The following is a 12,316-nucleotide window of genomic DNA, read 5'->3' on the forward strand; positions in this document are numbered from 1 at the left end:
TTCTTTATCTGCTCGTGCAGCTCGTACCATTTTTTGTTCGTCTTTTCTTTATCTGCCCGTGCGGCTCGCACCGTCTTTTGTTCGTCTTTTGTTCGTCTTTTGTTCGTCTTTTGTTCGTCTTTTGTTCGTCTTTTGTTCGTCTTTTGTTCGTCTTTTGTTTGTTCATTGTTTATCTGCCTGTCGTGCTACGACTTTGCGTGTTTTAACAGAAGAAATAAAATATTTAATTTATAATAGTCAATTATGAAAATAGCTTTACTCGGATATGGCAAAATGGGTAAAACCATTGAACAAATAGCCATCGCTCACGGACACGAAATCGTGTTAAAAATAGATAATGCCGAAACTTCTTACGACATTACAATAGCCGATGTGGCTATAGAATTCAGCACCCCCAGCAGTGCCTTTACTAATATTAGCAACTGTCTCACACACAAAGTACCCGTGATTGCAGGTACTACCGGTTGGTTAGCCCAATACAACGAGGCTGTAGCTTTGTGCCAAAAGCACCAAACCGCTTTTCTCTATGCCTCTAATTTCAGTATAGGAGTAAATGTATTCTTCGCACTGAACAAAACCTTAGCCAAACTGATGGCTAAACTCAAAGACTATGAGGTAGCTATCGAAGAAATTCACCACACTCAAAAGCTCGATGCCCCCAGCGGTACTGCGATTACTTTGGCAGAAAGTATTATTGCTGAAACTGATAAAACAGGTTGGCATTTAAACACAGCTACCGAGAACGAAATCCCTATCGTAGCCAAGCGTATAGATAGTGTCCCAGGCACTCATATCATCACCTATACCAGTGAGGTAGACACCATAGAAATCAAGCATACCGCTCACAATCGCAAAGGCTTTGCTCTCGGTGCCGTTATGGCAGCCGAATGGATTGTAGGTAAGCAAGGAGTATTTAAGATGAACGATGTACTCAACCTTCATTAAGCGTATTTTTTAATCAAAAAACTACTTATCTTAAAAAAAGGCATTATCTTTGCACTCTAATAACTCATAATTTTTAACATAGGACTCTTAACTAAAAGAATGTATAAAATTATCTTTTCTGATATCGATGGCACTCTATTAAGTGGTTCGCGAACCCTTACGCAGAACACCATTCACGAAGTAAAACAACTGAAAGACAAAATACCTTTTATTTTAGTATCTTCACGTATGCCTGAGCAAATGTATCACATACAAAAAGACTTAGGCATCGCAGGATTACCACTTATCGCTTATAATGGCGGATTAGTGCTCAATGGCGAAAAGGTGCTACACTCTACTACTATCCCCTACCCTATTCTCGAAGAAGTAGTTGCTCTCAACGAACAAGAGTTCAATGCTCAGATACACATTAGTTTTTATTATAACGACGAGTGGTATGTACCCGCTAACGATGAATGGGCACAACGTGAAGAAACAATTACCAAAGTAACTCCTACCGTGCGACCCAATCGCGAAGTACTTACTGAGTGGAAACAAGCAGGACACGGCGCTCACAAGCTAATGTTAATGGGAGAAGAAACTCTTATAGAGCGAATGTTCAAGCTACTAAACGAGAGATATACAGAGGTAATGCAAATCTATCGCGGGAGAGAAACTTATATAGAACTATCAGATATCAGTATTTCTAAACTCACAGGAGTGAAAATAGTATCAAACGAGATATATCATTTACCTTTGAGCGAAGCAATAGCTTTTGGCGATAACTATAATGATTTGGAGATGCTCAAAGGCGTAGGTTGTGGCGTAGCAGTTGCTAATGCTCGCGACGAAGTAAAAGCTGTAGCCAAATACATAACGCTTCACCACTCGAAAGACGGTGTGGCAACATTCTTAAAACAGTTAAGAGAACAAAAAGTAATGAACCTTTAAACGTTAATCATTCATCATTATGATATATTTATATATTTTAATCATTGCACAGCTCATCAATGGGCTATTCTTTTGGAAAGGATATGAAAAAGCAGGTTACAAAGCGTGGCAAGCCTTTGTTCCCTTCTACAATACCGTTATTTTCTTACGTATCATCTCTCGCCCTTGGTGGTGGGTATTCCTGTTATATTTGCCTGTAATAGGTAATATTATGGTAATTGTGATGACTTACGAATGGTTACACGTATTTAACTATCGCAAGAAGCGTTACACCCTGCTATCAATAATTACTTTGGGACTTTTTGCTGCCTACATAACCTATTTACCTTCTACACACTACGTAGGTAAAGATGTAGAAGCCATCAAAAAGAATGTTTCCTCTTGGGTGAGTGCTACTATCTTTGCGGTAGTAGCAGCTTCGGCTATTCACACCTACTTTATACAGCCTTATATGATACCTACTTCCTCTTTAGAAAAAACCCTCTTGGTAGGCGATTTTCTTTTTGTAAGTAAGTTTCACTACGGAGTGCGTGTGCCTATGACTCCACTATCATTGCCTATGGTACACGATTCAATTCCCGTAATAGGCACAAAATCGTATATCAAAACGCCTCAGTTACCTTATTTGCGTTTACCTGCTTTGCAGAAAGTACAGCGCAATGATATTACGGTATTCAACTGGCCTACTGATACGGTAAGGTACTTCCGAGACAATTCGGGTATTCACGTAGATAAGCCCATAGATAAGAAGTCTAACTATGTAAAACGCACGGTAGCTATCCCTAACGATGTATTAGAAATCAAAAACGGCGATGTATGGATAAATGGCAAAAAAGAAATCTATCCTGTACGTGCCAAGTTACAAACTTCTTATATAGTGGTTACACAACCCAATTTATTCAGCCATCCCGATGAGTTTAGAGTAGTGATGTACCAACAGTACGGTGTTACCGATCCCGCTTATCCCATCAACAACGACACTTATATCTTTACTTCCCTTACAGATGATGTAGCTAAAGCATTGGAGGCTAACACGAGTATTGTGTCAGTTACTCGTAATGTAAATAAGGCTAGGGTCTACAATCCTGCAATCTTCCCTCACAGTCCTACTTTTGCTTGGAATGAGGATAATTACGGACCTATTACCATTCCTGCCAAAGGAAAAAACGTAACACTTACTAAAGAGAATTTGCCTTTGTATAAACGCATTATTAGTGAGTATGAACACAATAAATTAGAAACAAAGGGTGATGATATTTACATCAATGGGCAGAAAGCTTCCTCTTATACCTTCCAACAAGATTACTACTGGATGATGGGAGATAACCGTCACAATTCAGAAGACAGTCGTTTTTGGGGTTTTGTACCTGAAGACCACGTGCTTGGTAAACCCGTACTTATTTGGATGAGTTTAGACAAGAATGCCTCAGGATTTAAGAAAATACGTTGGCAGCGTTTGTTCACTACCGTAAATGGTGAAGGTGAACCTGTGTCCTACCGATATATTGTATTTGGATTACTTGGTTTGTGGTTAGTATATAGTTTGGTTAAAAAGAAAAAAGTAAAAGAATAATATGGTAGAACAAGTATTATTACACCCTACTTATTTTCCTTCTATTGCTCAATTCCACTTGATTTTGAACACACCTTGCGTTTTAGAAGTCTCTGATAACTATCAGAAACAAACCTTGCGCAATCGCACATATATTTACGGTGCCAATGGCAAACAATCCCTAAACTTACCTATTAAGCACGTAGGAGGTGAAACTGGACGACAGTTGTTCAAAGATGTGAAAGTAGAGAATAATTTCCTATGGCAACGCCTGCACTGGAAAAGTTTAGAGACAGCCTATCGCACATCTCCTTATTTTGAGTATTATGAAGACGATTTGGTGCGTATTTTTGAAAAACAATATACTTACCTACTCGATGTAAATATCGACACAATTGAAACCGTTTTAGCCTGTTTGTTAGTACATATTAACTTTGACAAGACAAAAACGTATGAAGCCGAGCCACAAGGAGTGAAAGACTATCGTTTTTTGAGTAATGCTAAAAAAAAATACCCTGTAACAATGCCCTCTTACCACCAAATATTCTCAGATAAATATGGTTTTATTCCTAACTTATCTATTTTAGATTTGCTTTTCCACGAGGGACCTAATACACAAGAGTTTTTAACTAAGGTAAAAGTGTAGTGCTATAAAGTGTGTAAATAGACATCAAAAACGTGTAATTACACAAACAAAAAGAAGGTTGCAAAAAGTAATTACTTCTTTATTATCAAAACATACTCTCTTATAATCAGTAATTTACAAAATGTAATATAAAGGAATGTTTTTTTGGCACAGAGTTTTCAATATAGTAAACAGAAGATTGCTAAAAGAAACATTGTTAAAACAAGAATTAGAAAAAACATTTTTATTAAAACTATCAAACTTAAAACAAAATCTTATGTAAAAAAACTTTATTACTGAGAAGTAATAGAGATTCTAAAACTGAAAAATTTTCTTCATTTTTGGAGTTAGTAGTAGTATTTATATGCATTGTGAAAAAGGCTCTCTAAGAAATTAGGGAGCTTTTTTTTATATTTAGAATGCTATTACTAACTTCTTTTTATAAAATAGTCATAATAGAATATTTTTTTCTTAATTAATTTGGTACTTTAAAAAAGTCGCTGTAATTTTGTGGTTCATTTTAACACCAATTCATTTATGAAAAAATTCGTATTCTTCTTTGGGCTTTTATATGCCACAACAGTTTTTGCACAAAGCAAACCTAACATTATACTTATTGTTTCAGACGACCATTCGTATCAAACGATTGGGGCTTATAACAATGGGGCTACTAATGCAACTCCTGCAATTGATAAACTTGCTAATGAGGGTGTAAGGTTCAACAAAGCTTTTGTTACCAACTCCATTTGTGGTCCTAGTAGGGCTTGTATTCTCACGGGTAAGTATAGCCATAAGAATGGCTTTATGGACAATGAGACATCACACTATAATTCTTCACAACAACAGTTTGTGAATCTCTTGCAACAAGGAGGCTACCAAACCGCTTGGGTGGGAAAATACCACTTAGGTGATGACCCCAAGGGCTTTGACTTTTTCAAAATCTTAGTTGACCAAGGTCGTTATTTTAACCCCGACTTCATCATTGAAGGTAAAAAACGTGTAAACGAGCAAGGTTATGTAAGCAATATCATTGAAGATGAAGCTGAAAAATGGCTCGATCGTCGTGACCCTAATAAGCCTTTCTGCTTGGTTGTGGGGCATAAAGCGGTGCATCGTACTTGGATGCCCGATTTACCTGAATTAGGAGCTTATGAACAGGTAAACTTCCCATTGCCCGATACTTTCTTTGACGATTATGCTACTCGCAAGCCCGCAAGTTTGCAAGAAATGTCCATTGGTAAGGATATGACGATGGGTTACGATTTGAAGATGTTCAAAGATGAAAAAGAAGAAGTGCAAGATGCAAACTTCTCTCGTATGACCGCTATTCAATTAGCACATTACAACGATTTCTATAACCCTATACGTCAACAATATTTCAGCGCAAATCTCAGTGGCAAAGAATTAGCACAATGGAAGTTTCAACGCTATATGCGTGATTATCTATCTACCGTAAGATCGATGGATAAGAACATTCAGCGTATGCTCGATTACTTAGAAAAGCACAAATTGAAAGACAATACTGTGATTATATATATGTCCGACCAAGGTTTTTATATGGGCGAGCACGGTTGGTTTGACAAACGTTGGATGTACGAAGAATCTTTCCGTACCCCAATGATTGTCTCTTACCCTAAGCTCTTTCCTAAAGGCACAACCAACGATGATTTTGTGCTGAACATCGACTTGGCGCCTACTTTCTTAGAATTAGCTAGCTTGCCTATCCCTGCTGACATACAAGGCAAATCGTTCTTACCTTTGTTTGCTAAAAAAGCCAAACCTATTCGCAATCAAATATTCTATCACTACTACGAAAACGGAGAACACGCAGTATCACCTCATTTTGGTGTTCGCACTGATCGTTATAAACTCATTCGTTACTACAAACGCGTGAATACTTGGGAGCTATTTGACCTCAAAACCGATCCTAAAGAACTCAACAACGTCTATGGCAAAAAAGAATATCTGAAAATTACTAAACAGTTAGAAGCTTTACTTTTAAAAGAAATTCGAGACAAGCAAGACGATTTGGCTGAGAAGGTGTTTTTCAATAAAGAGTTTCCTGTGAAATAAATTTTATAAGGATTCAACTTTGCCAAAATTTGTAACAATTATTTGTATGAAGAACTACCTATACATTATTATATCATTTTTTCTAACTATAGTCTCTTATGCCCAACACTTGGATTCTATTTTTGAAAATCCAGCACTGCAAGAAATCAATCGAATGCCAATGCGTGCCTCCTACTTTCCGTTTGAGAATATAGCTAAAGCAAAAAATGGCACAATAGAGCAATCAGCACGTTTCCTAAATCTCAATGGCTTGTGGTCATTTCTCTGGAAGGAAGACTATCGTCAGTTGCCAAAAGACTTCTACAAAACCAATTTTAACGAAAGTCAGTGGACGAAAATTCCTATACCTTCTAATTGGGAAGTACAGGGGTATGGCATTCCAATTTACGTGAACGCTTCTTACGAATTCAATCAAAAGAACCCTACTCCTCCCGATATTCCTGATAGTCTCCAACAAAATGCTGGTCTGTATCGCAAAACCTTTGATTTGCCCACTTCTTGGCAAGGAGAAAAGGTATACCTACATTTAGGAGCAGTAAAATCGGCATTTAAACTGTATATAAACGGTAAGTTTGTGGGTATGGGTAAAGACAGCAAGTTAGCTTCTGAATTTGACATTACACCTTATATCACTAAGGGTAAAAACCTCATTGCAATAGAAGTACGTCGATGGACGGACGCAAGCTACCTCGAATGCCAAGATATGTGGCGCTTTTCGGGAATTTCTCGGGATTGCTACCTCTATATGCGACCTAAAGTGCATTTATACGACCTTAGCATCAGCGCTAGTTTAGATAAAAACTACACCAATGGCAAACTCATCACTTCGGTAGAAGTATGGAACGAAACTCCAAGCAATGTCTCCAAATACCAAGTGGAAGTAAGTCTGTTCGACAAAGAACAACTGCTCTACCAAGAGCAAAAAGAAACTATCGGACTCAAAAAAGCCTTTGGTAAAACTGAATTGCAATTCGAAGCACAATTGCCACAAGTGAGAGCGTGGAGTGCTGAAACGCCTTATCTGTACCGTTTACAAATGGTGCTGTACGATGCTGAGGGAAAGGTGAAAGAAGTAGTAAGTCGTCCCATAGGCTTTAGAACGATTGAGATAGAAGGAGCTAACATTTTGGTAAACGGCAAACGCATACTCTTCAAAGGAGTGAACCGCCACGAAACCGACCCGCATACGGGACAAGTAGTGAGCCAAGAACAGATGGAGAACGATGTAAAGCAGATGAAAGCCCTCAACTTTAATGCTGTACGCACTTCTCATTACCCTAACGACCCTTATTTTTATGACCTTTGTGATAAATATGGGCTTTACGTAATGGACGAGGCTAATATAGAAAGCCACGGTATGCATTATGAAATGGATAAGACTATCGGCAATGACCCCGTGTGGGAATATGCTCATTTGCTACGTTTGGAACGTATGGTAAAGCGCGATAAAAACCACCCATCGGTTCTGTTTTGGAGTATGGGCAACGAGTCTGGTAACGGTTGGAACTTCTACAAAGGCTATCAACACATAAAAGGCTTAGACCCCTCACGCCCTATTCACTATGAATTAGCTCACTACGATTGGAATACCGATATCGAGTCGCGTATGTACCGTCGTATTCCTTTCCTTATCGACTATGCACTCAGCAATCACACTAAACCCTTCTTGCAATGTGAATACGCTCACGCAATGGGTAACAGTGTAGGTAACTTTCAAGAATATTGGGACGTGTATGAGCATTATCCTAAACTACAAGGTGGTTTTATTTGGGATTTCATCGATCAAGGGCTTTATAAAACCTTACCTAATGGCAAGAAATTAGTAACCTACGGGGGTGATTACGGTGATAAAAATACTCCCAGCGATAATAATTTTCTTATCAATGGAGTAATAGCTTCCGACAGAAGTTGGCATCCTCACGCCTATGAAGTACGCAAAGTGCAACAAGAAATAGGCTTTCAATATCAAAATAACCAACTGATGTTGCGCAACAAGCATTTCTTTAAAGATTTATCAAACTACGAAATACATTGGCAACTGCTCAAAGAAGGTGTGCCTGTTCAAAGTGGTAATATTACCAACTTAATAGTATTACCACAAAGCGAGGCTACTTTTTTACTACCTCCTCTTAAAACAGACGATAAAGCAGAATATATCTTGCAATGTACCGCCCGTCTCAAACAAGACGAAGGCCTTTTAAAGAAAGGTACAGAACTTGCTTTTGCCGAGTTTCCTCTCACCTCCTACACTCCTCAAAAAGCTATTGCTGATACGACACCTTTAGAGGTAGAAGAAACAACCAGTCACATTCTATTGCATAATAAGCATTATACAGCTAAAATAGATAAACAAACAGGCAAATGGGTATCGTTTCAAGTGAAGAATGAAGAACTCTTTGCTCCCGAAGGCTTAGAGGTAAATTTATGGCGGGCTGGCACTGATAACGACTTTGGGGCAGGTTTACCTAAAAAACTGCAACAGCTTCAAGAGGCAGAGAAAAAAGCTGATAGTGTCCGTATATCGGTAGAGAAACTAAACTCTGGTCAAGTGAAGATAACCCTAAGCAAGCGATTGGTAGAAGGTACAATTGATTATACTCAAGAGTTGCTTTTTGATGGCAAGCCTTCCGTAACGGTGAGCAATCACTTCAAACCGCTAAATAACGACAAAACGCTTACTTTTAAGATAGGCAATCATCTTACACTTCTGCCTTTTCAGCGTATTCAGTGGTATGGTAGAGGGCCTTGGGAAAGTTATTGGGATAGGAAAACATCGGCTATGGTAGGCTTGTACGAAGGTGCTATTGCTAGCCAGTATTACCCTTATGTGCGTCCGCAAGAGAATGGTAATAAAACTGATGTACGTTGGGCAAAGCTCAGTAAGAAAAAAGGAGTAAACATTGCCATTTATAGTACAGGTTCTCTACTAAATATAAATGCCCTGCCTTATAGTCCTGCACAGTTATTCCCTGGTATAGAAAAAGGACAAACACACGCAGGTGAACTCACCCCTGATAAGTATACTCACTTAGACATCGACTTGCAACAATTAGGTTTGGGAGGTGATAACAGCTGGGGCAACTTACCTATGAAACAATACCTACTGTATCTGTATCAGCCTTATAGCTATAGTTACAGAATAGAAGCTTTTTAATGGCATATTCTTATATAAGCAAAGCACAGATTTCTTGATAAACTCAAGTCGTCTGTGCTTTTTTGTTAAACCCCTTATAAAATTCTTTCCTTCTAATATATATCAAGTGTTCTTTCTTCTTCAAAGCCGTCAGGAAGCGTAAATATAATAGTGTAGCGTCCTTTGGGTAGATATACTTTACCATCAGTAGCAATAGGTAAAAATATCTTTTGAAGACTCTTCTCATAGGCTGTCTTACCCGCATAAGACATCGTCAAGTCATAAGGTATATAATTAAACCCAACATTTGTCTTATAAGTAAATGTTTGCAAGGTAACACGTCCTTTCATCACTTTTATAGGTATTGATAAATTTTCCTTTGAAGCAAAGGCATAGAAATACACATTAGGCTTTACAGGTTCTTCCCATTCGTTATTGGCATTTCCCCAATTCGCAGAATAAGGAAGCGTAATAGGCGTTTCAAGTGGATAAAAATCTTGCGAGGTAATCGCTACTCTTAGCTCTTGCATCATCTTCACCGAGGTGCGAAAAATACCACGTCCCAATGTCGCAACTGTCATTTCGCCATTTGTTTCGTCTATATAAATATCGTAAACACCTGTTTCGGGCAATCCTTTGCTGAATGGTTGCCAACTTTCACCTAAGTTAAACGAAATATACACCCCATTATCAGTTCCTGCATAAAGAATCTGACTGTTTTTAGGGTCTTCTTTGAGTACATTTACTTTACTATCGGGCAGGTTAGAATGAATATCTGTCCAACTCTTGCCATTGTCATTACTCATAAAAATAATAGGGTCGATATTGGAATCATCAGTACTAATAAGGGTTGCCAATACGCGGTTACGCTGGTGTTTAGAGGCAATAAGGTTGTTCACTTTTAGCGGACGAGGGAAGGCGTTGTATATCTGTTTCCACGATACCCCTCCGTTATCGCTAGTATAAATCATACCATCATCACTACCCGTATAAAGCAAACCAAACATAAAAGGCGATTCAGCTATAGCCGAAATTGTACCATATGCCTTGTTACCCTGCTTGTTACCATTGGTTACATCGTCCGAAATAGTCCGCCAATTCCGACCTTTGTCCATAGAAATGTGCAATTTGTCACTTCCTATGTAAATAATATCTTTGTTTTGTGGCGAAATAAGTAGCGGTGCATTCTTGCCAAAACGCAATGGTTCCTTGTTTTCACCGTAATAAGCACTTCCTAATGGGAAAAGCTGGTCTCTATCAGGTAAAAAAGTAAAGAACTTACCATAAGGTTCTGCGGCATAGCTATCATTACCAAACGATAGCGAATGAATAGCTTTTCTGAACGTATTCCAATGACTGTTATTTTGTGCCAATACCACTTGGTCACTCACATAGTAAGGTGTTTTGTTAGCTTTGTCGTAACTCAGCTGGGTAAAAGCCATTGCTTGTGGTACATTCTTAAAAGCAAAACTTTTTCCGTTGTCGTAAGAGACCTGTAATCCACTTCGAGTTGTACAAAATAGAGTACCCTGTTGTAAATAAAGTTGTTCATAGCTGTTGTCCAACGAAATCGGTTGTTTGCTTTTCCACGTCTTGCCTCCATCGGTAGATTCCAATAAGGGATATCCTCCTATAAATAAGTGTTTTTTATTACTAAGGTCTACGCTGATGCCCCCAAAACGCTCTCCGTTTTGGTAATACACATCATTCAGAGGCTGAACATTCGCCTTTTGCCAAGAATTACCCCCATCTTCGGTTACGTACACTTCCGCACCTATAACCTCTTGGGTACTTACACCCAAATAACTCAGTAGCTTAGCAGGAGAGGTTACCTCTGCAGCTATCATATCTTTGAGATTCTGAGCTGTATATTTCTCGTCTTGACCTATATTGTGCAAAAACACATTTAAACGGTTGTTATCTAACGCGAGGAAATCGGCTTTGCTCATCACATCAAAATCTTGAGCGGAGAGATGAATGCGCACTACTTTCTGTACAGTGTTAATATTCTCTTTCTTTTTGGCGTTGCGATTATCTACTATCGCATAATAAGTCTGACTGTTAAAGCAACTCACCCCTATCTTGCCAATGTTATTCCCTTTGAGAAATCCATTGTTTACCGTGATTTTCGTCCACGTATTGCCTTTATCAGCGCTCTTGTAAATAGCACTATTACTGCCATAAGGAGCACTGTCCCACTGACTGTTATTCACTTCCCACGATACAGCCAAAAGCATTGCCCCATCGGGCGAAGCAGTAATTTGCGTAATACCCGCACGAGTGCTTACAAATAGTTTTTGTTGCCACGTTTTTCCGCCATCGGTAGTTTTGAAGATACCGCGTTTTTCATCGGCTTTATAAGGGTTACCCAGTACTCCTACCACAAGTTCTTGGGGGTTAGTAGGGTTGATATACAAACTACTAATGCGTTGCATTCCTCCCAATCCCTTAAAGTCAGTTGTTTTGCCTTTATCAGTAGAGATAAAAACGCCATAAGGGGTCGCAACCGCCAAAGTCCCCGATTGCCAATCTACCGCCAGTGCTGTGATACTTTGTGTAGGGAGGGTTGAGCATAGTACTTGGTAGGTTTCCCCGCCATTTTGGGTAAGCCATACACCTCCGTTTTCTGGGGCAACTATAAACTCACTGCTATTTTTAGGGTTTACACTCAGCGCACTGATACGATTGCCTATCTCTTTTACTGCCACTTGCTCAAAAGGCGTTTCGCGCACCCACGAACGCGCTTTGAGCTCCTCTTTCTGACGCAAAGGAAGCGGTAGCAGTTCTTGGGCAGTAAGAGTTGTTGTGATGATTAATAAAGAAAATACAAAAGTAAAGATTTTATTTTTCATATTTATTTGCAGAATTCTCTTTAAGTTGTTGTTTTTAGGGTGCAAAAGTACAACAATTTATTGAAATGAGCTAATATTCTAAGAATATTTATCCCAATTGCCCTTGTCATTCCTCATTTGTCACTCGTCATTTCTTCCTTTTTCCCGTCTCCACATTCCCCCTCTCCGAGCAGGGCTGTTACAAAGTTTTGTAAGTTATTTTAAAT

At 38.8% G+C, this 12,316-nt stretch carries 8 protein-coding genes; 6 read left to right on the forward strand and 2 right to left on the reverse strand.

Features of this window, described 5'->3' with window-relative positions:
- Window positions 1–4 precede the first annotated feature (4 nt).
- Window positions 5–166, reverse strand: coding sequence for a hypothetical protein (locus HMPREF1321_RS11800; RefSeq protein WP_157461757.1), 162 nt, complete (start codon window positions 164–166; stop codon window positions 5–7).
- 77 nt (window positions 167–243) lie between these two features.
- On the opposite strand from HMPREF1321_RS11800, the gene dapB reads away from it, so the two are divergent.
- The 6 genes from dapB to HMPREF1321_RS00605 all read left to right on the forward strand — a co-directional run bounded on the left by dapB (window position 244) and on the right by HMPREF1321_RS00605 (window position 9,279).
- Entirely contained in the window at window positions 244–945 is a 702-nt protein-coding gene (gene dapB / locus HMPREF1321_RS00580; protein ID WP_009420887.1) for a 4-hydroxy-tetrahydrodipicolinate reductase, read from the forward strand.
- A 99-nt stretch (window positions 946–1,044) separates the two neighbouring features.
- Complete coding sequence (locus HMPREF1321_RS00585) at window positions 1,045–1,875, forward strand: Cof-type HAD-IIB family hydrolase (RefSeq protein WP_009420900.1); 831 nt, start codon at window positions 1,045–1,047, stop codon at window positions 1,873–1,875.
- A 19-nt stretch (window positions 1,876–1,894) separates the two neighbouring features.
- Window positions 1,895–3,448 carry a signal peptidase I gene (gene lepB / locus HMPREF1321_RS00590; RefSeq protein WP_009420905.1) on the forward strand — a complete coding sequence of 518 codons (1,554 nt, stop codon included), beginning with the start codon at window positions 1,895–1,897 and terminating at the stop codon, window positions 3,446–3,448.
- A gap of 1 nt (window position 3,449) precedes the next feature.
- Window positions 3,450–4,073 carry a WbqC family protein gene (locus HMPREF1321_RS00595; protein WP_009420876.1) on the forward strand — a complete coding sequence of 208 codons (624 nt, stop codon included), beginning with the start codon at window positions 3,450–3,452 and terminating at the stop codon, window positions 4,071–4,073.
- Window positions 4,074–4,589: 516 nt separating this feature from the next.
- The gene (locus HMPREF1321_RS00600) at window positions 4,590–6,125 is read left to right on the forward strand and encodes a sulfatase (RefSeq protein ID WP_009420899.1); all 1,536 of its coding nucleotides are present in this window, start codon (window positions 4,590–4,592) and stop codon (window positions 6,123–6,125) included.
- A 46-nt stretch (window positions 6,126–6,171) separates the two neighbouring features.
- Entirely contained in the window at window positions 6,172–9,279 is a 3,108-nt protein-coding gene (locus tag HMPREF1321_RS00605) for a glycoside hydrolase family 2 TIM barrel-domain containing protein (RefSeq protein ID WP_009420906.1), read from the forward strand.
- A 92-nt stretch (window positions 9,280–9,371) separates the two neighbouring features.
- Here the strand turns inward: HMPREF1321_RS00605 and HMPREF1321_RS00610 are convergent, their stop codons facing one another.
- Window positions 9,372–12,110 (reverse strand): sialidase family protein, encoded by a 2,739-nt coding sequence (locus tag HMPREF1321_RS00610; protein ID WP_034575359.1) that lies wholly within the window; start codon window positions 12,108–12,110, stop codon window positions 9,372–9,374.
- Between the last annotated feature and the right edge of the window lie 206 nt (window positions 12,111–12,316).

Origin of the sequence: Capnocytophaga sp. oral taxon 412 str. F0487 (genome assembly GCF_000271925.1) — a bacterium.
In the GTDB taxonomy this organism is placed as follows: Bacteria; Bacteroidota; Bacteroidia; order Flavobacteriales; family Flavobacteriaceae; genus Capnocytophaga; species Capnocytophaga ochracea.